At 70.0% G+C, this 25,174-nt stretch carries 25 protein-coding genes; 16 read left to right on the top strand and 9 right to left on the bottom strand.

The features are described 5' to 3' along the window. The first annotated feature begins 43 nt into the window (after window positions 1–43). From JIW86_RS29465 to pgi, 5 genes are all read left to right on the top strand, one after another. Window positions 44–1,255 (top strand): phosphoglycerate kinase, encoded by a 1,212-nt coding sequence (locus JIW86_RS29465; protein ID WP_215142029.1) that lies wholly within the window; start codon window positions 44–46, stop codon window positions 1,253–1,255. A 6-nt stretch (window positions 1,256–1,261) separates the two neighbouring features. Then, window positions 1,262–2,038, top strand: a complete 777-nt coding sequence (gene tpiA / locus JIW86_RS29470; protein WP_257556847.1) for a triose-phosphate isomerase — start codon at window positions 1,262–1,264, stop codon at window positions 2,036–2,038. 141 nt (window positions 2,039–2,179) lie between these two features. Next, window positions 2,180–2,410, top strand: coding sequence for a preprotein translocase subunit SecG (gene secG, locus JIW86_RS29475; protein WP_215142070.1), 231 nt, complete (start codon window positions 2,180–2,182; stop codon window positions 2,408–2,410). Between the two features lie 182 nt (window positions 2,411–2,592). Beyond that, the gene (locus JIW86_RS29480) at window positions 2,593–2,928 is read left to right on the top strand and encodes an RNA polymerase-binding protein RbpA (RefSeq protein ID WP_007263454.1); all 336 of its coding nucleotides are present in this window, start codon (window positions 2,593–2,595) and stop codon (window positions 2,926–2,928) included. 153 nt (window positions 2,929–3,081) lie between these two features. Next, window positions 3,082–4,737, top strand: a complete 1,656-nt coding sequence (gene pgi / locus JIW86_RS29485) for a glucose-6-phosphate isomerase (RefSeq protein WP_257559482.1) — start codon at window positions 3,082–3,084, stop codon at window positions 4,735–4,737. Window positions 4,738–4,759: 22 nt separating this feature from the next. Here pgi and pgl read toward each other — a convergent pair whose 3' ends face one another. The 5 genes from pgl to tkt form a co-directional block, all read right to left on the bottom strand. Next, window positions 4,760–5,539, bottom strand: coding sequence for a 6-phosphogluconolactonase (pgl, locus tag JIW86_RS29490; protein WP_257556848.1), 780 nt, complete (start codon window positions 5,537–5,539; stop codon window positions 4,760–4,762). A 118-nt stretch (window positions 5,540–5,657) separates the two neighbouring features. Further along, on the bottom strand, window positions 5,658–6,698 hold the full coding sequence (opcA, locus tag JIW86_RS29495) for a glucose-6-phosphate dehydrogenase assembly protein OpcA (RefSeq protein WP_257556849.1): 1,041 nt from the start codon (window positions 6,696–6,698) through the stop codon (window positions 5,658–5,660). Continuing rightward, complete coding sequence (gene zwf, locus JIW86_RS29500) at window positions 6,695–8,221, bottom strand: glucose-6-phosphate dehydrogenase (protein WP_215142036.1); 1,527 nt, start codon at window positions 8,219–8,221, stop codon at window positions 6,695–6,697. Before zwf ends, opcA begins: the two co-directional genes overlap by 4 nt. 5 nt (window positions 8,222–8,226) lie before the next feature. Then, window positions 8,227–9,345: a transaldolase gene (gene tal, locus JIW86_RS29505; RefSeq protein WP_257556850.1), complete on the bottom strand. Its 1,119-nt coding sequence runs from the start codon at window positions 9,343–9,345 to the stop codon at window positions 8,227–8,229. Between the two features lie 34 nt (window positions 9,346–9,379). Then, entirely contained in the window at window positions 9,380–11,482 is a 2,103-nt protein-coding gene (gene tkt, locus JIW86_RS29510) for a transketolase (protein ID WP_257556851.1), read from the bottom strand. A gap of 256 nt (window positions 11,483–11,738) precedes the next feature. Here tkt and JIW86_RS29515 point away from each other — a divergent pair, with 256 nt between their 5' ends. From JIW86_RS29515 to JIW86_RS29525, 3 genes are all read left to right on the top strand, one after another. Then, complete coding sequence (locus tag JIW86_RS29515; protein ID WP_215142043.1) at window positions 11,739–12,680, top strand: heme o synthase; 942 nt, start codon at window positions 11,739–11,741, stop codon at window positions 12,678–12,680. 15 nt (window positions 12,681–12,695) lie between these two features. Next, a complete protein-coding gene (locus JIW86_RS29520) occupies window positions 12,696–13,058 on the top strand; it encodes a hypothetical protein (RefSeq protein ID WP_215142045.1) in 363 nt (120 codons plus the stop codon). A gap of 129 nt (window positions 13,059–13,187) precedes the next feature. After that, window positions 13,188–14,282 carry an amidohydrolase family protein gene (locus tag JIW86_RS29525; RefSeq protein WP_257556852.1) on the top strand — a complete coding sequence of 365 codons (1,095 nt, stop codon included), beginning with the start codon at window positions 13,188–13,190 and terminating at the stop codon, window positions 14,280–14,282. A gap of 28 nt (window positions 14,283–14,310) precedes the next feature. Here JIW86_RS29525 and JIW86_RS29530 read toward each other — a convergent pair whose 3' ends face one another. From JIW86_RS29530 to JIW86_RS29545, 4 genes are all read right to left on the bottom strand, one after another. Further along, window positions 14,311–15,300, bottom strand: coding sequence for a COX15/CtaA family protein (locus tag JIW86_RS29530; RefSeq protein WP_257556853.1), 990 nt, complete (start codon window positions 15,298–15,300; stop codon window positions 14,311–14,313). Between the two features lie 4 nt (window positions 15,301–15,304). Continuing rightward, window positions 15,305–16,438: a hypothetical protein gene (locus JIW86_RS29535; RefSeq protein ID WP_257556854.1), complete on the bottom strand. Its 1,134-nt coding sequence runs from the start codon at window positions 16,436–16,438 to the stop codon at window positions 15,305–15,307. A gap of 68 nt (window positions 16,439–16,506) precedes the next feature. Continuing rightward, window positions 16,507–17,274, bottom strand: a complete 768-nt coding sequence (locus JIW86_RS29540) for an ABC transporter permease (protein WP_257556855.1) — start codon at window positions 17,272–17,274, stop codon at window positions 16,507–16,509. After that, window positions 17,271–18,197, bottom strand: a complete 927-nt coding sequence (locus tag JIW86_RS29545) for an ABC transporter ATP-binding protein (protein ID WP_257556856.1) — start codon at window positions 18,195–18,197, stop codon at window positions 17,271–17,273. Before JIW86_RS29545 ends, JIW86_RS29540 begins: the two co-directional genes overlap by 4 nt. Window positions 18,198–18,543: 346 nt before the next feature. Between JIW86_RS29545 and JIW86_RS29550 the strand changes: the two genes are divergently transcribed. The 8 genes from JIW86_RS29550 (at window position 18,544) to JIW86_RS29585 (ending at window position 25,125) form a co-directional block, all read left to right on the top strand. Further along, on the top strand, window positions 18,544–19,305 hold the full coding sequence (locus JIW86_RS29550; RefSeq protein ID WP_215142056.1) for a helix-turn-helix transcriptional regulator: 762 nt from the start codon (window positions 18,544–18,546) through the stop codon (window positions 19,303–19,305). Further along, entirely contained in the window at window positions 19,302–20,717 is a 1,416-nt protein-coding gene (gene sufB, locus JIW86_RS29555; RefSeq protein ID WP_257556857.1) for a Fe-S cluster assembly protein SufB, read from the top strand. Before JIW86_RS29550 ends, sufB begins: the two co-directional genes overlap by 4 nt. 62 nt (window positions 20,718–20,779) lie before the next feature. Next, window positions 20,780–21,958, top strand: coding sequence for a Fe-S cluster assembly protein SufD (sufD, locus tag JIW86_RS29560; protein ID WP_215142060.1), 1,179 nt, complete (start codon window positions 20,780–20,782; stop codon window positions 21,956–21,958). Beyond that, entirely contained in the window at window positions 21,958–22,275 is a 318-nt protein-coding gene (locus JIW86_RS29565; RefSeq protein ID WP_030009135.1) for a bifunctional 3-phenylpropionate/cinnamic acid dioxygenase ferredoxin subunit, read from the top strand. The genes sufD and JIW86_RS29565 overlap by 1 nt, the downstream gene beginning before the upstream one ends. Before the next feature lie 7 nt (window positions 22,276–22,282). After that, window positions 22,283–23,050: a Fe-S cluster assembly ATPase SufC gene (gene sufC / locus JIW86_RS29570; protein WP_215142062.1), complete on the top strand. Its 768-nt coding sequence runs from the start codon at window positions 22,283–22,285 to the stop codon at window positions 23,048–23,050. Further along, a complete protein-coding gene (locus tag JIW86_RS29575; RefSeq protein WP_215142064.1) occupies window positions 23,047–24,303 on the top strand; it encodes a cysteine desulfurase in 1,257 nt (418 codons plus the stop codon). Before sufC ends, JIW86_RS29575 begins: the two co-directional genes overlap by 4 nt. 19 nt (window positions 24,304–24,322) lie before the next feature. Next, window positions 24,323–24,784: a Fe-S cluster assembly sulfur transfer protein SufU gene (sufU, locus tag JIW86_RS29580; protein WP_215142066.1), complete on the top strand. Its 462-nt coding sequence runs from the start codon at window positions 24,323–24,325 to the stop codon at window positions 24,782–24,784. Beyond that, window positions 24,781–25,125 (top strand): metal-sulfur cluster assembly factor, encoded by a 345-nt coding sequence (locus JIW86_RS29585; protein ID WP_215020285.1) that lies wholly within the window; start codon window positions 24,781–24,783, stop codon window positions 25,123–25,125. Before sufU ends, JIW86_RS29585 begins: the two co-directional genes overlap by 4 nt. Window positions 25,126–25,174 lie beyond the last annotated feature (49 nt).

A 25,174-nucleotide genomic window follows, 5' to 3' on the forward strand; every position in this document is an offset into this window, starting at 1 on the left:
CTTCCTCGCCCTTCGCGAGAAGGGCTCAAAGGAGTAGAAACACATGAAGACGATCGACGAACTGCTCGCCGAGGGCGTCAAGGGCAAGCGGGTCTTCGTCCGCGCCGACCTCAACGTCCCGCTGGCCCAGGGCAGCATCACCGACGACGGCCGCATCCGCGCCGTCCAGCCCACGATCGCGAAGCTCGCCGCCTCCGGCGCCCGCGTCATCGTGGCCTCGCACCTGGGCCGCCCCAAGGGTGCCCCGGACCCGGCCTTCTCGCTCGCCCCGGCCGCCAAGCGCCTCGGCGAACTGCTCGGTGCGGACGTCGCGTTCGCCACCGACACCGTCGGCGACTCCGCAAAGGCGACCGTCGCGGCCCTCACCGACGGCCAGGTGGCCGTCATCGAGAACCTGCGCTTCAACCCCGGCGAGACCGCGAAGGACGACGCCGAGCGCGGCGCCTTCGCCGACCAGCTCGCGGAGCTCGCCGATGTGTACGTCGGTGACGGCTTCGGCGCCGTCCACCGCAAGCACGCCTCGGTCTTCGACCTCCCCGCGCGCCTCCCGCACGCGGCCGGCTACCTCATCGCCACCGAGGTCGGCGTCCTGAAGAAGCTGACCGACGAGGTCAAGCGCCCGTACGTCGTCGTCCTCGGCGGCGCCAAGGTCTCCGACAAGCTCGCCGTCATCGACCAGCTGCTCGGCAAGGCCGACCGCATCCTCATCGGCGGCGGCATGGCGTACACCTTCCTCAAGGCCCTCGGCCACGAGGTCGGCATCTCCCTCCTCCAGGAGGACCAGATCCCGAAGGTCACGGAGTACATGGAGCGCGCCAAGGCCACCGGCGTCGAGCTGGTGCTCCCGGTCGACGTGCTGGTCTCCAAGGACTTCCCGGACCTCAAGGGCAAGACCCCGGCCGTCTTCGAGACCGTCGACGCGGACGGCATCCCGTCCGACAAGGAGGGCCTGGACATCGGCCCCAAGACGCGTGAGCTCTACGCGTCGAAGATCACCGATGCCGAGACCGTGTTCTGGAACGGCCCGGTCGGCGTCTTCGAGCACCCGGACTACGCGGGCGGCACCACCGCCATCGCGCAGGCCCTGGTCGACAGCAACGCCTTCACCGTCGTCGGCGGCGGCGACTCGGCCGCGGCCGTGCGTACGCTCGGCTTCGACGAGAAGGCCTTCGGCCACATTTCCACCGGTGGCGGCGCCTCCCTCGAATACCTCGAGGGCAAGACGCTCCCCGGCCTCGCCGCCCTGGAGGGCTGACACCACATGACCACCCGCACCCCGCTGATGGCGGGCAACTGGAAGATGAACCTCAACCACCTCGAGGCCATCGCCCACGCCCAGAAGCTCGCCTTCGCGCTCGCCGACAAGGACTACGACGCCGTCGAGGTCGCGGTCCTGCCGCCCTTCGTCGACCTCCGCTCGGTCCAGACCCTGGTCGAGGGCGACAAGCTGAAGATCAAGTACGGCGCCCAGGACATCTCCGCGCACGACTCCGGCGCCTACACCGGCGAGATCTCCGGCTCGATGCTGTCGAAGCTGAAGTGCACGTACGTGGCCGTCGGCCACAGTGAGCGCCGGCAGTACCACGGCGAGAGCGACGAGCTCTGCAACGCCAAGGTCAAGGCCGCCTACAAGCACGGGCTCACCCCGATCCTGTGCGTCGGCGAGGGCCTGGACGTCCGCAAGGCCGGCCAGCAGGTCCCGTACACGCTGAACCAGGTCGACGGCGGCCTCAAGGACATCCCGGCCGAGCAGGTCGAGTCCATCGTGATCGCGTACGAGCCCGTCTGGGCCATCGGAACCGGCGAGGTCGCCACCCCCGAGGACGCCCAGGAGGTCTGCGGGGCGATCCGCGGCCGTCTCGCGGAGCTGTACTCGCAGGAGCTGGCCGACAAGGTCCGCATCCAGTACGGCGGCTCGGTGAAGTCCGGGAACATCGCGGCGATCATGGCCCAGCCCGACGTCGACGGCGCCCTGATCGGCGGCGCGGCGCTGGACGTGGACGAGTTCGTCAAGATCGTCCGCTTCCGCGACCAGTAGGCACGGCGATGAGTATGCGGTAGGACGGATCCGTCGTACCCTTGCGGGGGCCAGGAGGCGCAACAGCAGCCACTGGCCCCCGCGCACATCCAGCACAGCCGGAATGCCAGAAAAGCCAGAAAGTAGGAATCAGCCGTGATTATGGGGTTCTCGATCGCCCTGATCGTCTTCAGCGGCCTGCTGATGCTGCTCGTGCTGATGCACAAGGGCAAGGGCGGCGGCCTTTCCGACATGTTCGGCGGCGGCATGCAGTCGTCGGTCGGCGGCTCCTCCGTCGCGGAGCGGAACCTGGACCGCATCACCGTCGTGGTCGGTCTGCTGTGGTTCGCCTGCATCCTCGCGCTCGGGCTCATGATGAAGTCGAGCAGCTGACCGTTCTGGCCATCCGGCAGTCCGGTCGGCTCCGCCCGGCCTATCATTGGGGTCCGGCGTCCATGGCGTGGAAGCAGTAACTCCGCTCACTGGACGTGCGTTGGGCCTTACGTAGACTTGGGCGCCCGCGGCGGAAAATTCCACTCACGCTCCGCGGCACCATCACGCAGGGAGTTACGACCGTGGCAAGTGGCAACGCGATCCGTGGTAGCCGGGTCGGAGCGGGGCCGATGGGTGAGGCCGAGCGCGGCGAGTCCGCGCCCCGCCTGCGCATCTCCTTCTGGTGCTCGAACGGGCACGAGACGCAGCCGAGCTTCGCCAGCGATGCGCAGGTGCCGGACACCTGGGACTGCCCGCGCTGCGGGTTCCCGGCCGGCCAGGACCGGGACAACCCGCCCGCGCCGCCGCGCACCGAGCCGTACAAGACGCACCTGGCGTACGTACGGGAGCGGCGCACGGACGCCGACGGCGAGGCGATCCTCGCCGAGGCCCTCGCCAAGCTCCGCGGCGAGATCTGAACACCACCTGAAGTCATGTGACGTGAGGCCCGGTCCCGTTGGAGACATCTCCAGCGGGACCGGGCCTCTTTGTGTGCGTTGGTCCCCTTCGGATCCCTTAGGTTGGAGATCGGCGGGGCACGACAGGACGGAAGAAGTGGGTTGATGTCCGAGATGAACGCAGACAGCCGTACGAAGCTCAACCGGATGCCGGAGTGGCTGGCACTCGGCAAGCACCGGGAGGAGTTCGGGCAGACGCATCTGCGGGAGCTGTTCGAGGAGAATCCGGGCCGCGGCGCCGGCTACACCCTGCGGGTCGGCGACCTGCACATCGACTACTCGAAGCACCTCGTGACCGACGAGACGCTGACCCTGCTGCGCGAACTCGCGGCGGCGGCGGGCGTGGCCGAGCTGCGCGAGGCGATGTTCCGCGGCGAGAAGATCAACACGACCGAGGACCGGGCGGTCCTGCACACCGCCCTGCGCGCGCCCGAAGACGCTGTCGTCGAGGTCGACGGAGAGAACGTCGTCCCCGCGGTGCACGCCGTCCTCGACAAGATGGCGGACTTCGCCGGCCGGGTCAGGTCGGGGGAGTGGACCGGCTTCACCGGACAGCGCATCAGGAACGTCGTCAACATCGGCATCGGCGGCTCCGACCTGGGTCCCGCGATGGCCTACGACGCCCTGCGGGCCTTCACCGACCGCGGTCTGACGGTGCGCTTCGTGTCCAACGTGGACGGCGCGGACCTGCACGAGGCCGTGCGCGACCTGGACCCGGCCGAGACGCTGTTCATCATCGCCTCCAAGACCTTCACCACCATCGAGACCATCACCAACGCCACTTCGGCGCGCGAGTGGCTGCTCGCGGGCCTGGGCGGTGACCAGGCGGCCGTCGCACGGCACTTCGTGGCGCTGTCGACCAACGCCGAGAAGGTCACGGACTTCGGCATCGATCCGGCCAACATGTTCGAGTTCTGGGACTGGGTCGGCGGCCGCTACTCCTTCGACTCCGCCATCGGGCTCTCGCTGATGACCGCGATCGGCCCGGACGCCTTCCGGGAGATGCTCGGCGGCTTCCACGCCATGGACCGGCACTTCCGCACCGCGCCGCCGGAGGAGAACGCCCCACTGCTGCTCGGGCTGTTGGGCATCTGGTACGGCGCCTTCTTCGACGCGCAGTCGCACGCGGTGCTCCCGTACAGCCACTACCTCTCCCGCTTCACCGCCTACTTGCAGCAGCTGGACATGGAGTCCAACGGCAAGTCGGTGGACCGCGACGGCAATCCGGTGGAGTGGCAGACGGGTCCGGTGGTGTGGGGCACGCCCGGCACCAACGGGCAGCACGCGTACTACCAGCTGATCCACCAGGGGACGAAGGTGATCCCCGCGGACTTCATCGGCTTCGCGCGCCCGGTGGCGGAGCTGGAGCCCTCGCTCGCGGCCCAGCACGACCTGCTGATGGCGAACTTCTTCGCGCAGACCCAGGCGCTGGCCTTCGGCAAGACGGCGCAGGAGGTACGGGCGGAGGGCGCCGCCGAATCGCTGGTCCCGCACAAGACCTTCCAGGGGAACCACCCGACGACCACCATCCTGGCCACCGAGCTCACCCCGGCGGTGCTGGGACAGCTGATCGCCCTGTACGAGCACAAGGTGTTCGTACAGGGCGCGGTGTGGAACATCGACTCCTTCGACCAGTGGGGCGTGGAGCTCGGCAAGGTCCTCGCGAAGCGGATCGAGCCCGCGCTGACGCAGGGCGCGGACGTACCGGGCCTGGACGCCTCGACCAAGGCCCTGGTGGCCGCCTACCGCGAGCTGCGCGGGCGCGGCTGAGCCACGTGACGTACCCGTCGGCTCACGAGGCCGGCGGGTACATCCCGGACGGGAGGTGCGCGGCCGCCGCGCGGTCCAGGAGCCACAGGGTGCGGGAACGGCCGTAGGCCGCCGCCGCCGGGGCCTGGACCCCGCCGGCGCCGCCGAGGGCGATGGACACCGCGCGGGCCTTGTCCTCGCCCGCCGCCAGCAGCCAGACCTCGCGGGCCGCCCGGATCGCCGGGAGGGTGAGCGAGATGCGGGTGGGCGGGGGCTTCGGGGCTCCGTGGACGCCGACCACCGTGCGCTCGGTCTCGCGGGTCGCCGGGTGCTCCGGGAACAGCGAGGCCACGTGGGTGTCCGGGCCCACGCCCAGCATCAGCACGTCGAAGGTGGGGACCGGGCCGTGGTCCTCGGGACCGGCCGCCTCCGCCAGCTCGGCCGCGTACGAGGCCGCCGCCGCGTCCACGTCGGGCCCGTACGGGCCGTCCGAGGCCGGCATGACGTGCACGCGGGCGGGATCCACCGGGACGGAGTCCAGCAGCGCCTCGCGGGCCTGGGTGTGGTTTCGCTCGGGGTCGTCGGCGGGGACATAGCGCTCGTCGCCCCACCACAGGTCCAGCCGGGACCAGTCGACCGCGTCCCGGGCCGGGGCGGTGGCCAGCGCCGCGAGCAGGCCGTTGCCGTTGCGGCCGCCGGTGAGGACCACGGACGCCGTGCCGCGGGCCGTCTGCGCGTCCACGATCTTCGTGATGAGCCGGGCCGCCGTGGCCTGGGCCATCAGCTCCTTGTCCCGGTGGACGACGACCTGGGGAGTCGTCATACCCATGTGCTGCCGCCTTCTTGGTAGGTGGGGGTGGGTGCGGGTGCCGCTGCCCGGACCCTCAAACGCCGACGGGGCTGGATTGCGCTGCGCACAATCCAGCCCCGCGCGGTACGGGCTACTTCGCCGCGGCCTTCTTGGACGGCTTGGCCGCCGGCTTCGGGGCCGGGGCCGGGGCCTCCTCGGCCGGGGCCGGGGCCTCCTCGGCCGGGGCCGGGGCCGGGGCCGCGGACTCGGGGGCCAGTTTGGCCACGCCGAACTTCAGCGAGGCCTCGTAGGTGTTGTCCGGGTCCAGGCGGCGGAGTTCCTCCGCCAGGAGCTCGGCCGTGTCCCGGCGCTTGAGCGCCACCGCACGGTCGGGCTGCCCCGGCATGCACAGCGTGGCCAGCGCCCCGTCCGCCCGGTCCAGGACGATCGTGCCGTCCTTGGTCTCCAGGCGTACGGCCGTCAGGCCCGGACCCGCCGACGGCGTGCGCCGGACGGGAACCTTGAGCCGGTCCGCCAGCCACATGGCCAGCAGCTCGCAGCTCGGGTTCTCCGACTCGCCCTCGACGGTCGCCGAGGCGACCGACAGGGTCTGCTGGTCCAGCGCGGCCGCCAGCATCGAGCGCCACGGGGTGATCCGGGTCCACGAAAGGTCCGTGTCCCCGGGCGCGTAAGCGGCGGCCCGGCTGCCGAGCGCCTCGGTCGGGTCCTCGCAGGAGTACGTGTCCGTGATCCGGCGCTGCCCCAGCGCACCGAGCGGGTCGCCCGCCAGGTCCGTCGGAGCATTCTCGGGCCACCAGACGACCACCGGGGCGTCCGGCAGGAGCAACGGGAGAACCACCGACTGGGCGTGGTCGACCAGTTCGCCGTGAAGGCGGAGCACGACCGTCTCGCCGGTGCCGGAGTCCGCCCCGACGCGGACTTCCGCGTCGAGACGGGCATCGCGGCGGCTGCGCGGCGAGCGGCTGACCCGCTTGATGACGACGACGATCCGCGAGGGGTGTTCGTGGGACGCGTCGTTCGCCGACTTGAGCGCGTCGTACGCGTTCTCCTCGTCGGTCACGATCACCAGCGTGAGGACCATGCCGATGGCCGGCGTGCCGATGTCCCGGCGCGCCTTGACCAGTGCGGCGTTGATCTTGCTGGAGTTGGTCTCCGTGAGGTCGATCTTCATGGCCGGCGCCAGCTCCGTCCGTCTCGTGCGAGCATCTCGTCCGCCTCGACCGGACCCCAGGTGCCCGCCGGGTACTGCGCGGGCTTGCCGTGCTTGTCCCAGTACTCCTCGATCGGGTCGAGGATGTTCCAGGACAGTTCGACCTCCTGGTGACGCGGGAAGAGGTTCGCGTCGCCGAGGAGCACGTCGAGGATCAGCCGCTCGTACGCCTCGGGGCTCGACTCCGTGAAGGACTCGCCGTAGGCGAAGTCCATCGTGACGTCCCGGACCTCCATGGAGGTGCCCGGAACCTTGGAGCCGAAGCGGACCGTGACGCCCTCGTCCGGCTGGACCCGGATGACCAGGGCGTTCTGCCCCAGCTCCTCGGTCGCGCCCGATTCGAACGGCAGGTACGGGGCCCGCTTGAAGACCACCGCGATCTCGGTCACCCGGCGGCCCAGGCGCTTGCCGGTCCGCAGGTAGAACGGGACGCCCGCCCAGCGGCGGTTGTTGATCTCCAGCCGGATGGCCGCGTAGGTGTCGGTCTTCGACTTGGGGTCGATGCCGTCCTCTTCGAGGTACCCGACGACCTTCTCGCCGCCCTGCCACGCCGCCGAGTACTGGCCGCGCACGGTGTGCTTGCCCAGGTCCTCGGGCAGCTCCACGGCGGTCAGCACCTTGAGCTTCTCGGCCACCAGCGCCTTGGGGTGGAAGGTGCCGGGCTCCTCCATCGCGGTCAGCGCGAGCAGCTGGAGCAGGTGGTTCTGGATGACGTCACGGGCCGCGCCGATGCCGTCGTAGTAACCGGCCCGGCCGCCGATGCCGATGTCCTCGGCCATGGTGATCTGGACGTGGTCGACGTACGACCGGTTCCAGATCGGCTCGAACATGGTGTTGGCGAAGCGGAGCGCCAGGATGTTCTGGACGGTCTCCTTGCCGAGGTAGTGGTCGATCCGGAAGACCTCGTCACGGGGGAAGACCTCGTGAACGACCTTGTTGAGCTCCTCGGCGCTCTTCAGGTCGTGACCGAAGGGCTTCTCGATGACGGCGCGCCGCCAGGAGCCTTCCTTCTGCGCCAGACCGTGGTCCTTGAGCTGCTGGACCACCTTGGGGAAGAACTTCGGCGGGACCGACAGGTAGAAGGCGAAGTTGCCGCCCGTACCCTGCGCCTTGTCGAGCTCGTCGATCGTCGCCTTCAGGGTCTCGAAGGCCGCGTCGTCGTCGAAGTCGCCCTGCACGAACCGGCAGCCCTGCACCAGCTGCTGCCAGACCTCCTCCCGGAACGGCGTGCGCGAGTGCTCCTTGACGGCCTCGTACACCTCCTGGGCGAAGTCCTCGTGCTCCCACTCCCGGCGGGCGAAGCCGATCAGTGAGAAGCCCGGCGGGAGCAGGCCGCGGTTGGCCAGGTCGTAGACGGCAGGCATCAGCTTCTTGCGCGACAGGTCACCCGTAACGCCGAAAATGACCAGGCCGGACGGCCCCGCGATACGCGGGAGCCGCCGGTCCTGTGCGTCACGAAGCGGGTTCGCTCCGTTTACAGACAAGGTGTTCAGGCCTCCGTGGGGGCGAGGCGATCAAGCTCCGCCTCGGTCGACTTCAGCAGGTCGTTCCAGGACACCGCGAACTTCTCGACGCCCTCGTCTTCCAGCAGCTGCACCACATCGTCGTACGAGATGCCCAGCTTCGCGACCGCGTCGAGCTCGGCGCGCGCCTGCTCGTAGGTGCCGCGCACGGTGTCACCCGTGATCTGCCCGTGGTCGGCCGCGGCCTCCAGGGTGGCCTCCGGCATGGTGTTCACCGTGTTCGGGGCGACCAGGTCGTCCACGTACAGGGTGTCCTTGTACGCCGGGTCCTTGACGCCCGTCGAGGCCCACAGCGGACGCTGCTTGTTGGCGCCGACGCGCTCCAGGGCGGCCCAGCGGTCCGAGGAGAAGACATCCTCGTACGCCTCGTAGGCCAGACGGGCGTTGGCGAGCGCCGCCTTGCCCTTGAGGGCCTTGGCCTCGTCGGTGCCGACGGCGTCCAGGCGCTTGTCGATCTCGCTGTCCACGCGGGACACGAAGAAGGAGGCGACCGAGTGGATCAGGGACAGGTCCAGGCCGGCGGCCTTGGCCTTCTCCAGACCCGCCAGGTACGCGTCCATGACCTCGCGGTAGCGCTCCAGCGAGAAGATCAGCGTGACGTTGACGCTGATGCCCTTGCCGATGACCTCGGTGATCGCCGGCAGGCCGGCCTTGGTCGCCGGGATCTTGATCAGCGTGTTCGGGCGGTCCACCAGCCAGGCGAGCTGCTTGGCCTCGGCGATGGTCGCCGGGGTGTTGTGCGCCAGGCGCGGGTCGACCTCGATCGACACGCGGCCGTCCTGGCCGTCGGTGCGGTCGTAGACCGGGCGCAGGATGTCGGCGGCGTCACGGACGTCCGCCGTCGTGATCATGCGCAGCGCCTCCTCCACGGTCACCTTGCGGGTCGCGAGGTCGGTGAGCTGCTGCTCGTAGCCCTCGCCGCCGCTGATGGCCTTCTGGAAGATCGCCGGGTTGGTGGTGACGCCGACCACGTGCGACTCGTCGATGAGCTCGGCCAGGTTGCCGGACGTGATGCGCTTGCGGGACAGGTCGTCCAGCCAGATCGCCACGCCCTCGTCGGAGAGGCGCTTGAGTGCGTCTGTCATGGGAATTGCATCTCCTACTGGTCTTGTACGGGCGTCAGCGCGCGGCTGCGGCGAGGGAGGCCTGGGCTGCGGCGGTCACGGCCTCGGGGGTGAAACCGAACTCGCGGAACAGCACCTTCGCGTCGGCCGAGGCACCGAAGTGCTCCAGCGACACGATCCGGCCCGCGTCGCCGACGTAGCGGTGCCAGGTCAGGCCGATGCCCGCCTCGACCGCGACGCGCGCCTTGACGGAGGGCGGCAGGACGCTGTCCTTGTACGCCTGGTCCTGCTCCTCGAACCACTCGACGGACGGCATCGAGACGACTCGGGTGGGGATGCCCTGGGCCTGGAGCTGCTCGCGGGCTTCCACGGCCACGTGCACCTCGGAGCCGGTGCCGATGAGGAGGACCTGCGCGGCTGCGCTCTGCCCGTCGGCGCCCGTGGCCTCGAAGAGCACGTAACCGCCCTTGGCGGCGTCCTCGTTGCGCTCGTAGGTCGGCACGCCCTGACGGGTCAGCGCCAGGCCGTGCGGGGCGCCCTTGCCGAACACCTTGGTGTGGCGCCGCAGGATCTCGCGCCAGGCGATGGCGGTCTCGTTGGCGTCGGCCGGGCGGACGACGTTCAGGCCCGGGATGGCGCGCAGCGAGGCGAGGTGCTCGACCGGCTGGTGGGTCGGGCCGTCCTCGCCGAGACCGATGGAGTCGTGCGTCCACACGTAGGTGACCGGCACGTGCATCAGCGCGGACAGCCGGACGGCGTTGCGCATGTAGTCGGAGAACACCAGGAAGGTGCCGCCGTAGATGCGGGTGTGGCCGTGCAGGGCGATGCCGTTCATGGCCGCGGCCATGGCGTGCTCGCGGATGCCGAAGTGGATGGTGCGGCCGTACGGGTCGGCCTCCGGCAGCGGGTTGCCCACCGGCAGGAACGAGGAGTTCTTGTCGATGGTGGTGTTGTTGGAGCCGGCCAGGTCGGCCGAGCCGCCCCACAGCTCCGGGATGACCGCACCGAGGGCCTGGAGCACCTTGCCGGAGGCGGCGCGGGTGGCGACACCCTTGCCGGTCTCGAAGGAGGGGAGCTTGTCCTCCCAGCCCGCGGGCAGCTCGTTCGCGTTGATGCGGTCGAACTCGGCGGCGCGCTCCGGATTGGCGGTGCGCCAGGCGGAGAAGTCCTTCTCCCACGCGGCCTTGGCCTCGCGGCCGCGGTCCAGCGCCTTGCGGGTGTGCGCGATGACCTCGTCGGAGACCTCGAAGGTCTGCTCCGGGTCGAAGCCGAGGACGCGCTTGGTGGCGGCGACCTCGTCGTCACCGAGGGCCGAGCCGTGCGAGGCCTCGGTGCCCTGGGCGTGCGGGGCCGGCCAGGCGATGATCGAGCGGGCCGCGATGAAGGACGGGCGCCCGGTCTCGGCCTTGGCGGCGATCAGCGCCTGGTGCAGCGCCTTCGGGTCGAGGTCGCCGTTCTCCTGCTGCGCGACGCGCTGGACGTGCCAGCCGTACGCCTCGTAGCGCTTGAGGGTGTCCTCGGAGACGGCCGTCTCCGTGTCGCCCTCGATGGAGATGTGGTTGTCGTCCCACAGCAGCACCAGGTTGCCGAGCTTCTGGTGGCCGGCCAGCGCGGACGCCTCGTGGGAGATGCCCTCCTGGAGGCAGCCGTCGCCCGCGATCGCGTAGATCATGTGGTCGAACGGGGAGGTGCCCTGGGCGGCCTCCGGGTCGAACAGGCCGCGCTCGTAGCGGGAGGCCATGGCCATGCCCACCGCGTTGGCGATGCCCTGGCCCAGCGGGCCGGTGGTGGTCTCCACGCCGGCCGTGTGGCCGTACTCCGGGTGCCCGGGGGTCTTGGAGCCCCAGGTGCGGAACGCCTTGAGGTCGTCCAGCTCCAGGCCGAAGCCGCCGAGGTACAGCTGGGTGTACAGGGTGAGGGACGAGTGCCCCGCGGAGAGCACGAAGCGGTCGCGGCCCACCCACTCGGGGTCCGCCGGGTCGTGCCGCATCACCTTCTGGAAGAGGGTGTACGCGGCGGGGGCCAGGCTCATCGCCGTACCGGGGTGGCCGTTTCCGACCTTCTGGACCGCGTCAGCGGCCAGAACGCGGGCGGTGTCGACGGCCCGCTGGTCCAGTTCGGTCCACTCGAGCTCTGTGGTGGTCGGCTTGGTGCTCACCGTGGGTCAGGGCTCCTCTCCACATGTCTGTTCCCGGTGACGAACGGTGCACCGGCGCGATTCCGAGCCTACCCCCGCAACGGCGTGCAGCTATTCGAGTGTCCGCACTCCGTCACCGTGCCGTCACCGGGTCGTCAGCTCCGTTCGGACCAACACGACGCGACCCCCGCGCAGGGCGACGTATGACCAACGTCTACAGTGGCGTGGTACGTGCAAGCCCTTGTGGTGCTTGCTGGTTTCTCTCTCAGGGGTGTGCGTGACGGCCGTCGAATCCCGTCCAGCGGGGGTGCTCGCGACGAGCGCCGGTCACCGGCCGTTCGGGGCCCGGGCCATGGCTTTCGTGGCATTGACCAAGCCGCGGATCATCGAACTTCTGCTGATCACCACAGTGCCGGTCATGTTCCTCGCCGAGCAGGGCGTGCCCTCGCTGTGGCTGGTCCTCGCGACCTGCTTCGGCGGCTACCTGTCCGCGGGCGGCGCCAACGCGCTGAACATGTACATCGACCGCGACATCGACGCGCTGATGGACCGGACCTCGCAGCGCCCGCTGGTGACCGGCATGGTCAGCCCCCGCGAGTGCCTGGTCTTCGGCATCACCCTGGGAGTGGTCTCCACCCTCTTCTTCGGCCTGCTGGTCAACTGGCTGTCGGCCGCCCTCGCACTCGGCGCGCTCCTCTTCTACGTCGTGGTCTACACGATGCTGCTGAAGCGGCGTACCGCCCAGAACATCGTCTGGGGCGGCATCGCGGGCTGCATGCCGGTGCTCATCGGCTGGTCCGCCGTCAAGAACGAGGTCTCCTGGGCCGCGGTCATCCTCTTCCTCGTCATCTTCTTCTGGACGCCGCCGCACTACTGGCCGCTGTCGATGAAGGTGAAGGACGACTACGCGCGGGTCGGCGTGCCGATGCTCCCCGTCGTGGCGGGCAACAAGGTCGTGGCCCGTCAGATCGTCCTCTACAGCTGGGTGATGGTGGCGGTCTCGCTGCTGCTGACCCCGCTGGGGTACACCGGCTGGTTCTACACCGCGGTCGCGCTGGTCGCGGGCGGCTGGTGGCTGTGGGAGGCGCACGCGCTGCACGCGCGGGCCAAGTCCGGGGTGACCGGGCCGAAGCTCAAGGAGATGCGCCTGTTCCACTGGTCGATCACCTACGTGTCGCTGCTGTTCGTGGCGGTGGCCGTGGATCCCTTCCTCCGCTGATTACTCACGGGTAGCATGCCGTCCATGGCAGACACCGCAGACACCACCGCAGCGACCGCGGACAAGAAGCAGGACCGTACGGCGGCGAAGCTCGCCAAGCAGATCGGTGCGTTCGCCAAGCAGCACGGCGGCGCCGAGGGTCACCTCGCCCACATCGGCCAGGCCGGCACCCGGATCGTGCTGGTGGGCAAGGACGGCGAGTGGGGCGACCTGGTGGCCCCGGCTTTCGCGGTGGCGCAGCTCGCCGCCGAGAAGGCAGAGCTGACCCTCCACGAGGAGTTCGACGGGGAGTTCGCGGCGCGCGTGCGCACCGGCCCGTACGAGTGGACGCGGATGGCCGGCATCCAGCTCGGCGGACCCGCGAATCCGGCGGCCTGACCCGCCCCCGGACAGCTTCCGGGGACCCCAGGTGGCTGCTCGGTCAACAGCGCGAGCAACACCTCACACCCCGCTCACCCGTTAGGACGTGTGGAAGCCCCTTCCTCACGTCCGCAACGGGATGCCCGGATGATCGAAACGCCGCCCCTGGTGGATCAGTACTGCCACGGAGTACTCCGTACGGAACTGGGCCTGGGCACCTTCGAGGCCCAGCTGATCCGCTCGGCAGGACCGCCCGCCGCGGGCACCACCTTCTTCGACACGCAGACCGGTTTCGCCGTGCGCCGCTGGTGCCCGCCGCTGCTCGGGCTGGAGCCGTACGCCGCCCCCGCCCGTTATCTGGCCCGGCGGCGCGAGCTGGGCGCGATCGAGTCCGCGCGGCTGCTGCTGCGGGGCTCCGGGATCGCCGCCTACGTGGTCGACACCGGAGTGGCCGGGGACCTCACCGGCCCCAAGGAACTGGCCCTCGCCGGGGATGCCGAGGCCTTCGAGACGGTCCGGCTGGAACCGCTGGCCCAGCAGGTCGCCGACACCTCCGGGACCGTGGCCGCCTTCCTCGCCAATCTCGCCGAGGCCGTGCACCAGGCCGCCACCGGGGCCGTGGCCTTCACCTGCGGCGCCGCCGCCGACCATCCGTCCGTCCTGGCCGACGCGCCCGAGCCGCCCGATCCCGGCGAGGTGCGCGGGGCGGCCGGGCGGTGGCTGGACGGACGGACCAGGGGCGATGCCGTGCGCGACCCCGTACTCCTGCGGCACCTGGTGTGGAGCGCGGTCGCGTCCGGGCTGCCCCTCCAGCTGCACACCGGGGCGGGGGACCCGGCGCCGCTGACCGGATTCGTACGGGCCACCGCGGGTCTGGGTACCCGACTGGTCCTGCTCGGCGGATACCCGTACCACCGGCAGACGGCGCAGCTGGCCGAGGCCTTCCCGCACGTCTACGCCGACGCCGGCGCGGCCCTCGGGCAGACCGGGGCGCGGGCCGCGGCGGTCCTGGCCGAGCTGCTGGAGCTCGCGCCGTTCGGGAAGCTGCTGTTCTCCAGCGGCGGCCGGCGGCTGCCCGAGCTGCACGCGGTGGGCGCCCTGGTGTTCCGGGAGGCGCTGGGCCGGGTGCTGGGCGGCTGGGTCGCCGACGGGGCCTGGTCCTGGACGGACGCGGGGCGGGTGGCCGCCATGGTCGCGGCGGGCAATGCCCGCCGCGTCTACCGGCTGGACGAGCGGGAGTGAGTCTCCCGGGCCAGGCGGGCCGGACGGGTCAGACGGAGGAGAGCTGGGGGTCGCCCTGGGCCGGGATCTCCGCCTGCGTCACCGGCCGCTCGCGCAGGCTCAGCGCGACCCGGAGCACCGCGATCCACACCAGGCAGGAGCCGAGCATGTGGGCGGCGACGAGCAGCTCGGGCAGCTCGGTGAAGAACTGCACGTAGCCGATGCCGCCCTGCGCGAGGAGCACGATCAGCAGGTCACGGGCGCGCGCCCGGGTGTCGACGGGGGCGTCGACCACGCGCAGCACCAGCCACATCGCGACGGCCAGCGCGCACACCAGCCAGGCGGAGACCGCGTGCACGTGGGCGATGGCCGTCCAGTCGAACGGCATCCGCTTGATCTCGCTGCGGTCGCCGGCGTGCGGTCCGGAACCGGTGACGATCGTGCCCGCCGCGATCAGCACGAAGGTCGTCACGATCAGTGCCCACGACAGCTTGCGCACCGGGCCGGGCACGCGCGGGCGGGGGGCGGTGTCGCCCTCGCCGATGCGCTGCCAGGTGACGGTCGTCACCGCGATCAGCGCGGTGGCGAGCAGGAAGTGCCCTGCCACGCTGTACGGGTTGAGGCCCGTCCTGACGGTGATGCCGCCGAGTACGGCGTTGGCCATCACGATGACGAACTGGACCCAGCCGAGCTTCGTCAGCGAGCGCCGCCAGGGCTTGGCCGAGCGCGCCGCGAGGATGACCCAGCCGACGGCCGCGGAGAGCACGTAGGTCAGCATCCGGTTGCCGAACTCGATGGCGCCGTGGAAGCCCTGGGCCGGCGTCGCGATCAGGCTGTCGTCGGTGCACTTGGGCCAGGTGTCGCAGCCGAGACCGGATCCGGTCAGCCGCACCGCGCCGCCGGTGATGACGATGGCCACGCTCATGAGGAGCGCGGCGGACGCGGCCCGCTGGACGATCCGGGGTGACGGAGTCCAGCGACTGGCGATGAAGGCGAATGGGTTCAACACGGCTCCTATCGTAGGCGGAGCCTTGTGCAAAGTTTCACGAGGGGGTGGCCGGTGGTGCGTCGGGGCCGACGGCCAGCCGGAACCGGGCCCCGGCCGGGTCGCCCTCCTCGTGCCACCACACGTGGATGCGCCAAGGGACGCCGTCGCCGGGGTGGTCGGCCGAGCTCACGAAACCTCGTACCAGTTCGGCCCCTATGTCCTCGGCTGTCCTGTTTCTCACTTCCGTGGCGCTGTGCCATGGATGGTCGAGTACGTTCCACAGTCCGTCAGGACCGCGCACCTCGACGCGCCACACCGCGAGCCAGGGCGTGACCTCCAGCATCGTCCGCACCTGTTCGGCGCCCAGACCCAGCCGGGCCGCGATCTCGGACTCCGCCACCCCCTGGACGCGGGCGGCCACCACGGCCCGGGGCAGCAGCCGTTCGGGCAGCAGCCCCTTCAGACGGAGACCGACCAGGGAACCGAAGGCCAGGAAGCGCAGGCGCAGTTCCAGCTGCCGGCCGATGTGGTCGAGGGCCTCCGCGGCCTCCGCCGACTCCTCCGAGCCGTGGTCGGCGAGCAGCAGCTGCCGGAAGTCCGACTCCGCGTCCACGGCCCAGGCCACCGCGTCCTCGGCGAAACCGAGCTCCGCGAGGCGGTCCCCGAGGAACACCTTCGCCTGGGCCAGGCCCCGCCGGTTGACCGGGTCCTTCTGGTCCAGGCCCGCCCACACCCCGACCGCGGCCCGGGTCAGATCACGGGCACGCTCCCCGGCCGCCCGCTCCATGGCGGTCGGCCCCTCCGTGGCGGCCGGGCCCAGCGGATGTCTCGGCAGCCGGTCCTCGTCGCTCAGCGGCCAGGCCAGCCACACCCCGTGGTTGATCAGCCCCCGGGCGTACCAGCGGGTGAACTCGGGGGAGTACGCGGCTGCGCGCTCGGAACTGCGCAGCCCCTCCTCGATCATGGCGAGGGCGGAGGCGCGGTCCCCCGCGGCGAAGCGCAGTGCGGCCCGGTCGGCGAGGCGCAGCCCCAGCAGCGCGGTGCACTCGGGGTCCTCCGGACAGGTCCGCAGGGCCCCGATCAGCTCGTCGAGCAGCCGCTCGCGCTCCTGCGGTTCCGCGTGCGCCGCCCCCGACCGCACCCGTGCCCACTGCTCGTCCAGCCGTAGAACGGCCTCCCGCTGCACCATGTCCGCCCCCCGGCTTCATGTGTGGAGGCGCCCATCCTCGCGGCTGTGTCAACGGGAGGGGAAGGGATTCACTCCCAGCGGAAACACCGCGCGGCGGCCCCCAGACCCACGGCGGCCCAGGCTGCCAGCACGGCCGCGTCGCCCCACGGCAGCGCGGCCCCATGCTGGAGCACCTCGCGCAGACCGTCGGACAGGGCCGAGATGGGCAGCAGGCCCAGTACGGACCGAACGGCGTCCGGGAACTTGTCCAGCGGCACGATCACCCCGCCGCCGACCAGCAGCAGCAGGAACACCAGGTTGGCCGCGGCCAGGGTCATCTCGGCCTTGAGGGTGCCCGCCATCAGCAGGCCCAGCCCGGAGAACGCGGCGGTGCCGAGCAGCACCAGCGCGGCCACCGACAGCGGGTTCCCGTGCGGGGACCAGCCCAGCGCGAAGGCGATCGCCGTCAGCAGGGCGATCTGGAGCACCTCGGTGACCAGCACGGACAGGGTCTTGGCGGCCATCAGGGCCCAGCGCGGCAGCGGGGAGGCCCCGAGCCGCTTGAGGACCCCGTAGCGGCGGTCGAAGCCGGTGGCGATGGCCTGGCCGGTGAAGGCGGTGGACATGACGGCGAGCGCCAGGATGCCGGGGGCCAGGAAGTCCACGGACTTCTCGGAGCCCGTCTCGACGATGTCCACGGCGGAGAAGAGGGTCAGCAGCAGCGCCGGGATGATCACGGTCAGCAGCAGCTGCTCCCCGTTGCGCAGCAGCATCCGGGTCTCCAGTGCCGTCTGCGCGAGGATCATGCGGGAGACGGGAGCCGCCCCCGGGTTGGGGGTGAACGTGCCGGCGCTCATCCGCGCAGCTCCTTACCGGTCAGCTCCAGGAAGACGTCCTCCAGGGTGTGCCGCTCCACCGAGAGGCTGTCCGGCATGACGCCGTGCTGTGCGCACCAGGAGGCGACGGTGGCGAGCAGCTGGGGGTGGACGTCGCCGGTTACCCGGTAGACGCCGGGGGTGAGCTCGGCGGCCTGGGTGCCGTCGGGCAGCGCCTTCAGCAGGGAGGCGAGGTCGAGCGAGGGACGGCCGGTGAAGCGCAGGGTGTTCTCGGCGCCGCCCCGGCACAGCTGCTCGGGACTGCCGTGGACGATGACCCGGCCCGCGTCCACGATGGCGACCTCGTCGGCGAGCTGCTCGGCCTCGTCCATGTGGTGGGTGGTGAGGACGACGGTGACCCCGTCGGTGCGCAGCTCCCGTACGAGGTCCCAGGTCGCGCGGCGGGCCTGCGGGTCCAGGCCGGCGGTGGGCTCGTCGAGGAAGACCAGCTCGGGGCGGCCGACCACGGCCATGGCGAGGGCCAGGCGCTGCTGCTGGCCGCCGGAGAGCCTGCGGTAGGCGGTGCGGCCGCAGCCGCCGAGGCCGAGGCGTTCCACCAGGGGGTCGACGTCCAGCGGGTCGGCGTACAGCTTGGCCATGTGGCGGAGCATCTCGACGGCCCGGGCTCCGGAGTAGACGCCTCCGGACTGGAGCATCACGCCGATCCGCGGGCGCAGCGCCTCCGCCTGGGCGACCGGGTCGAGGCCGAGGACGCGGACGGTCCCGGCGTCGGGGCGGCGGTAGCCCTCGCAGGTTTCCACCGTGGTGGTCTTGCCCGCGCCGTTGGGGCCGAGGACCGCGGTGACGGAGGCCCTCGGGACGGTGAGGTCCAGGCCGTCCACCGCTCTCTTGGGGCCGTACCGCTTCACCAGTCCGCGGATCTCCACGGCGGGGTCGTTGCTCATGGGGGATGAGTCTACGGAGCGGGGCGAGCGCTGTTTTCGCCGCCTTCGGATTCGAACATTGTGTCGCGATCGCGGTTCTTTTCGGCCTGTCGTTCCTGGATGGCCCAGCGCCGTTCAGTGATCTTTTCCGGAATTCGATGTTCATGGTCCCCGCCTGCATCCTCGGTGGAGGATTGCTGGTGGGGGCCGTGTACCGGTGCACCGGAGGGGCTCGGCGGGAGTGCGGAGCGTTCCCCTCCGAATGACTCTCCGTCGACAAATTAGGTAACCCTTAGTGATGGAGGCCACCAGGGGTGGCGTCCATCACGGCTTGTCGGCGCTCGGTTAATTACGCAACAATGGCGTTGTGAAATACGGCGAACGGCAGATCGAGACCCCCCAGGGGGAGCTCGCGACCGGGGAGCGGTCAACCCGCAACCGGGTCGCGCGGTCCATCCTGGACCACGGTCCGTCCACCGTCGCCGACCTCGCCCAGCGTCTCGGCCTCACCCAGGCCGCCGTCCGCCGCCACCTCGACACGCTCGTCGCCGACGACGTGGTCGCACCCCGTGAGCAGCGTGTGTACGGTGCGCGCACCCGGGGCCGGCCCGCCAAGGTCTTCGCGCTCACCGACTGCGGCCGCGACGCCTTCGACCAGTCCTACGACACGCTCGCCGCGGACGCCCTGCGCTGGATCGCGCAGTCCGTCGGCGGCGGAGAGCAGGGGGAGGCGGCCGTCGCCGCCTTCGCCAGGTCCAGGATGGAAGAGCAGGCGCAGCCCTACCGGGAAGCCGTCGAGGCGGCCGCCCCGGAGGAGCGTGCGGAGGCCCTTGCCAGGGCGTTGACCGTCGACGGGTACGCTGCTACGGCGAAGAGCGCTCCCGGTCCGCACAGCGGTGAACAGCTCTGCCAGCACCACTGCCCGGTCGCACACGTCGCCGAGCAGTTCCCGCAGCTATGCGAGGCGGAGACCGAGGTCTTCTCCCGCCTGCTCGGGACCCATGTGCAGCGCCTCGCCACGATCGCCCACGGCGACGGAGTGTGCACGACGTTCATTCCGCGTAGCGCGAGCACCACACAGACCGACACCTCAGTATCTGCAAGTACGGCCGGGAGGAACCCCGCATGACCACGGAGACTGCTCACCCTGAGCTCGATGGCCTGGGCACCTACGAATACGGCTGGGCCGACTCCGACGCGGCCGGCGCCGCTGCCAAGCGGGGTCTGTCCGAGGATGTCGTGCGCGACATCTCGGCGAAGAAGTCCGAGCCGGAGTGGATGCTGAAGCTCCGCCTCAAGGGTCTCAAGCTGTTCGACAAGAAGCCCATGCCGAACTGGGGCTCCGACCTCTCCGGCATCGACTTCAACAACATCAAGTACTTCGTGCGCTCCACCGAGAAGCAGGCCGCTTCGTGGGAGGACCTGCCGGAGGACATCAAGAACACGTACGACAAGCTCGGCATCCCGGAGGCGGAGAAGCAGCGCCTCGTCGCCGGTGTCGCGGCCCAGTACGAGTCCGAGGTCGTCTACCACCAGATCCGTGAGGACCTGGAGGAGCAGGGCGTCATCTTCCTCGACACGGACACCGCGCTCAAGGAGCACCCGGAGCTCTTCCAGGAGTACTTCGGCACGGTCATCCCGGTCGGCGACAACAAGTTCGCGTCGCTGAACACCGCCGTGTGGTCGGGCGGCTCGTTCATCTACGTGCCCAAGGGCGTCAAGGTCGACATCCCGCTCCAGGCCTACTTCCGTATCAACACGGAGAACATGGGCCAGTTCGAGCGGACGCTGATCATCGTCGACGAGGACGCCTACGTCCACTACGTCGAGGGCTGCACCGCCCCGATCTACTCCTCGGACTCGCTGCACAGCGCCGTGGTCGAGATCATCGTGAAGAAGGGCGGCCGCTGCCGCTACACGACGATCCAGAACTGGTCGAACAACGTCTACAACCTGGTCACCAAGCGCGCCGTGGCGTACGAGGGCGCGACCATGGAGTGGATCGACGGCAACATCGGTTCCAAGGTCACCATGAAGTACCCGGCCGTCTACCTGATGGGCGAGCACGCCAAGGGCGAGACCCTGTCCATCGCCTTCGCGGGCGAGGGCCAGCACCAGGACGCCGGCTCCAAGATGGTCCACATGGCGCCGAACACCTCCTCGAACATCGTCTCGAAGTCGGTGGCCCGAGGCGGCGGCCGCACCTCGTACCGAGGCCTGGTCGAGATCGGCGAGGGCGCCCACGGCTCGAAGTCCAACGTGCTGTGCGACGCGCTCCTGGTCGACACGATCTCCCGCTCCGACACGTACCCCTACGTGGACGTCCGCGAGGACGACGTGTCCATGGGCCACGAGGCGACCGTCTCCAAGGTCTCCGACGACCAGCTCTTCTACCTGATGAGCCGCGGTCTGACGGAGTTCGAGGCCATGGCGATGATCGTGCGCGGCTTCGTCGAGCCGATCGCGCGGGAGCTGCCGATGGAGTACGCGCTGGAGCTGAACCGGCTGATCGAGCTGCAGATGGAGGGTTCGGTCGGTTAGTCCCGACCGCCCGAGTCCCGCAGACATTCTTTTTGACGTAGGAAGAGAGCACGAAGACAGCCATGGCTGAGGCTCAGAACATTCCGGCGGGGTCGACCACCGCCGGCGCGATCGCGGTGGCCGCCGAGTCGACCGTCGCCACCCGGATGAGTGCGCCCCCGTCCTTCGACGTGGCGGACTTCCCCGTGCCCCACGGCCGCGAGGAGGAGTGGCGGTTCACCCCGCTCGCCCGCCTGCGCGGTCTGCACGACGGCACGGCGGTCGCCAACGGCACCATGAAGGCCCAGATCGACGCGCCCGAGGGCGTCACCGTCGAGTCGGTGGAGCGCGGCGACGCGCGCATCGGCAAGGCCGGCACCCCGGTGGACCGGGTCGCCGCCCAGGCGTTCTCGTCCTTCGCCAAGGCCACGGTCGTGACCGTGCCCAAGGAGGCCGTCCTGACCGAGCCGGTGCGCGTCACGCTGCACGGCGAGGGCGGTACGACCTTCGGCCACACCGTCTTCGACGTGCAGGCCTTCGCCGAGGCCGTCATCGTCATCGACCACACCGGTGACGGCGTGCGCGCCGCCAACGTCGACTTCCTGGTCGGCGACGGCGCCAAGCTCACCGTCGTGTCCGTGCAGGACTGGGACGACACCGCCGTCCACGTCTCCCAGCACAACGCGCTGATCGGCCGCGACGCGACCTTCAAGTCGATCGTGGTCACCTTCGGCGGCGACGTCGTACGCCTGCACCCGCGGGTCAGCTACGCGGGCCCCGGCGGCGAGGCCGAGCTCTTCGGCCTGTACTTCACGGACGCCGGCCAGCACCAGGAGCACCGCCTCCTGGTCACGCACGACGCCCCGCACTGCAAGTCGAACGTGGTCTACAAGGGCGCGCTCCAGGGCCAGGACGCCCACGCCGTCTGGATCGGTGACGTGCTCATCGAGAAGAGCGCCGAGGGCACCGACACCTACGAGATGAACCGCAACCTCGTCCTCACGGACGGCGCGCGGGTCGACTCGGTGCCGAACCTGGAGATCGAGACCGGCGAGATCGTCGGCGCCGGCCACGCCTCCGCGACCGGCCGTTTCGACGACGAGCAGCTCTTCTACCTGCAGGCCCGCGGCATCACGGCCGACGACGCCCGCCGCCTGGTCGTGCGCGGCTTCTTCGCCGAGCTCGTCCAGCAGATCGGTGTCGACGACATCGAGGAGCGCCTGCTCGCCAAGATCGAGACCGAGCTCCAGGGCTCCGTCTGATGAATTACGTCAAGGCCTGTGCGCTGAGCGAGCTGGAGGAGAACACCCCCAAGCGGGTGGAACTCGACGGCACGCCGGTGTCCATCGTCTCCACCGAGGGCGAGGTGTTCGCGATCAACGACATCTGCTCGCACGCGAACGTCTCGCTCTCGGAGGGCGAGGTCGAGGACTGCATGATCGAGTGCTGGCTGCACGGGTCGGCCTTCGACCTGCGCACCGGCAAGCCCTCCGGTCTGCCGGCGACCCGCCCCGTACCCGTATACCCCGTAAAGATCGAAGGGGACGACGTGCTCGTCTCCCTCACCCAGGAGTCCTGAGGTATCCATGGCAACGCTTGAAATCCACGACCTGCACGTCTCCGTCGAGGCCGAGAACGGCGCCCGCGAGATCCTCAAGGGCGTCGACCTCACCGTCAAGCAGGGTGAGACGCACGCCATCATGGGTCCGAACGGCTCCGGCAAGTCCACCCTGGCGTACTCCCTCGCCGGTCACCCGAAGTACACCATCACCGGTGGCACCGTGACCCTCGACGGCGAGGACGTCCTGGAGATGTCCGTCGACGAGCGCGCCCGCGCCGGCGTCTTCCTCGCCATGCAGTACCCGGTCGAGGTCCCCGGCGTCTCGGTCTCCAACTTCCTGCGCACCTCGGCCACCGCCATCCGCGGCGAGGCCCCGAAGCTGCGTACCTGGGTGAAGGAGGTCAAGTCCGCGATGGAGCAGCTCCAGATGGACCCGGCCTTCGCCGAGCGCAACGTCAACGAGGGCTTCTCCGGTGGTGAGAAGAAGCGCCACGAGATCCTCCAGCTGGAGCTCCTGAAGCCGAAGATCGCGATCCTCGACGAGACCGACTCCGGCCTCGACGTCGACGCCCTGCGCCAGGTCTCCGAAGGCGTCAACCGCGTCCGCGCGACCGGCGAGGTCGGCACCCTGCTGATCACGCACTACACGCGGATCCTCCGTTACATCAAGCCCGACTTCGTCCACGTCTTCTCGGAAGGCCGCATCGTCGAGTCCGGCGGCGCCGAGCTCGCCGACAAGCTGGAGGCGGAAGGCTACGAGGCGTACAGCACGAAGGGTGGCGCGAGCGCGTGACACAGCTGCCTGGCCTCCTCGACATCGAGGCGATCCGCAAGGACTTCCCCCTGCTGGATCGTGTGGTCCACGACGGGAAGAAGATCGTTTACCTGGACAACGCGGCGACTTCGCAGAAGCCGCGCCAGGTGCTCGACGCGCTGAACGAGTACTACGAGCAGCACAACGCCAACGTCCACCGTGGCGTGCACGTGCTCGCCGAGGAGGCCACGGCGCTGTACGAGGGTGCCCGCGACAAGGTCGCCACCTTCATCAACGCACCGAGCCGCGACGAGGTGATCTTCACCAAGAACGCCTCGGAGTCCCTCAACCTGGTCGCGAACATGCTCGGCTGGGCGGACGAGCCCTACCGGGTCGACCGCGAGACCGAGATCGCCATCACGGAGATGGAGCACCACTCCAACATCGTCCCGTGGCAGCTGCTCTCGCAGCGCACTGGCGCGAAGCTGAAGTGGTTCGGCCTCACCGACGACGGCCGGCTCGACCTGTCCAACATCGAAGAGGTCATCACGGAGAAGACGAAGATCGTCTCCTTCACGCTGGTCTCCAACATCATGGGCACGGTCAACCCGGTCGAGGCGATCGTCCGGCGTGCCCAGGACGTCGGCGCGCTGGTGCTGATCGACGCCTCCCAGGCCGCTCCGCACATGCCGCTGGACGTGCAGGCGCTCGGCGCCGACTTCGTGGCCTTCACCGGCCACAAGATGTGCGGCCCGACCGGCATCGGCGTCCTCTGGGGCCGCCAGGAGCTCCTGGAAGACCTGCCTCCGTTCCTCGGCGGCGGCGAGATGATCGAGACCGTGTCGATGCACGCCTCGACCTACGCCCCCGCGCCCCACAAGTTCGAGGCCGGTACGCCCCCGATCGCCCAGGCCGTCGGCCTCGGCGCGGCCGTGGACTACCTGACCGCGATCGGCATGGACAAGATCGCCGCGCACGAGCACGCGATCACCGAGTACGCGATCAAGCGCCTCGCCGAGGTGCCCGACCTGCGGATCATCGGCCCCACCACGGCCGAGGACCGCGGAGCGGCGATCTCCTTCGTGCTCGGCGACATCCACCCGCACGACGTCGGCCAGGTGCTGGACGAGCAGGGCATCGCGGTTCGCGTGGGACACCACTGCGCGCGCCCGGTCTGCCTGCGGTACGGAATTCCGGCGACGACCCGAGCGTCTTTCTACCTGTACTCCTCTCCCGCGGAGGTCGATGCGCTGATCGACGGGCTGGAGCACGTACGGAACTTCTTCGGCTGACGAGGACGACGAGGACGCTGTGAAGCTGGATTCGATGTACCAGGAACTCATCCTGGACCACTACAAGCACCCGCACGGGCGTGGCCTGCGCGACGGCGACGCCGAGGTGCACCACGTCAACCCGACGTGCGGGGACGAGATCACGCTGCGCGTGAAGTACGACGGCGAGACGCTGACGGATGTCTCGTACGAGGGCCAGGGCTGCTCGATCAGCCAGGCCAGCGCGTCCGTACTGAACGAGCTGCTCGTCGGCAAGGAGCTGGCCGAGGCGCAGAAGATCCAGGGCGTGTTCCTGGAGCTGATGCAGTCCAAGGGCAAGCTGGAGCCGACCGAGGAGATGGAAGAGGTCCTGGAGGACGCGGTGGCGTTCGTCGGCGTCTCCAAGTATCCGGCGCGTGTGAAGTGTGCTCTGCTGAGTTGGATGGCCTGGAAGGACGCGACCGCCCAGGCTCTGGGCGACGCGGAGAGGAAGACGGCATGACCGAGAACGCGACGCCCGAGGCGTCGATCAAGCCGGCCACCGAGGAAGAGGTCCGCGAGGCCCTCTACGACGTGGTCGACCCCGAGCTGGGCATCGACGTCGTCAACCTGGGCCTGATCTACGGCATCCACGTCGACGACGCGAACATCGCCACCCTCGACATGACGCTGACCTCGGCGGCCTGTCCGCTGACGGATGTCATCGAGGACCAGGCGAAGTCGGCGACGGACGGCATCGTCAACGAGCTTCGCATCAACTGGGTCTGGATGCCCCCGTGGGGCCCGGACAAGATCACGGACGACGGCCGTGAGCAGCTGCGCGCGCTCGGCTTCAACGTCTGAGTCACCCGCGTGTGAGGGCCCCCGGCACGGTCGTGCCGGGGGCCCTCCC

Source organism: Streptomyces sp. NBC_00162 (assembly GCF_024611995.1).
In the GTDB taxonomy this organism is placed as follows: domain Bacteria; phylum Actinomycetota; class Actinomycetes; order Streptomycetales; family Streptomycetaceae; genus Streptomyces.

Coding starts and splice junctions, on each gene's coding strand:
- JIW86_RS29465 (WP_215142029.1), top strand. CDS start 44: ATGAAGACGATCGACGAACTGCTCGCCGAGGGCGTCAAGGGCAAGCGG.
- tpiA (WP_257556847.1), top strand. CDS start 1,262: ATGACCACCCGCACCCCGCTGATGGCGGGCAACTGGAAGATGAACCTC.
- secG (WP_215142070.1), top strand. CDS start 2,180: ATGGGGTTCTCGATCGCCCTGATCGTCTTCAGCGGCCTGCTGATGCTG.
- pgi (WP_257559482.1), top strand. CDS start 3,082: ATGAACGCAGACAGCCGTACGAAGCTCAACCGGATGCCGGAGTGGCTG.
- pgl (WP_257556848.1), bottom strand. CDS start 5,539: ATGACGACTCCCCAGGTCGTCGTCCACCGGGACAAGGAGCTGATGGCC.
- opcA (WP_257556849.1), bottom strand. CDS start 6,698: ATGAAGATCGACCTCACGGAGACCAACTCCAGCAAGATCAACGCCGCA.
- tal (WP_257556850.1), bottom strand. CDS start 9,345: ATGACAGACGCACTCAAGCGCCTCTCCGACGAGGGCGTGGCGATCTGG.
- JIW86_RS29520 (WP_215142045.1), top strand. CDS start 12,696: ATGCCGTCCATGGCAGACACCGCAGACACCACCGCAGCGACCGCGGAC.
- JIW86_RS29525 (WP_257556852.1), top strand. CDS start 13,188: ATGATCGAAACGCCGCCCCTGGTGGATCAGTACTGCCACGGAGTACTC.
- JIW86_RS29535 (WP_257556854.1), bottom strand. CDS start 16,438: ATGGTGCAGCGGGAGGCCGTTCTACGGCTGGACGAGCAGTGGGCACGG.
- JIW86_RS29540 (WP_257556855.1), bottom strand. CDS start 17,274: ATGAGCGCCGGCACGTTCACCCCCAACCCGGGGGCGGCTCCCGTCTCC.
- JIW86_RS29545 (WP_257556856.1), bottom strand. CDS start 18,197: ATGAGCAACGACCCCGCCGTGGAGATCCGCGGACTGGTGAAGCGGTAC.
- sufB (WP_257556857.1), top strand. CDS start 19,302: ATGACCACGGAGACTGCTCACCCTGAGCTCGATGGCCTGGGCACCTAC.
- sufD (WP_215142060.1), top strand. CDS start 20,780: ATGGCTGAGGCTCAGAACATTCCGGCGGGGTCGACCACCGCCGGCGCG.
- JIW86_RS29565 (WP_030009135.1), top strand. CDS start 21,958: ATGAATTACGTCAAGGCCTGTGCGCTGAGCGAGCTGGAGGAGAACACC.
- sufC (WP_215142062.1), top strand. CDS start 22,283: ATGGCAACGCTTGAAATCCACGACCTGCACGTCTCCGTCGAGGCCGAG.
- JIW86_RS29585 (WP_215020285.1), top strand. CDS start 24,781: ATGACCGAGAACGCGACGCCCGAGGCGTCGATCAAGCCGGCCACCGAG.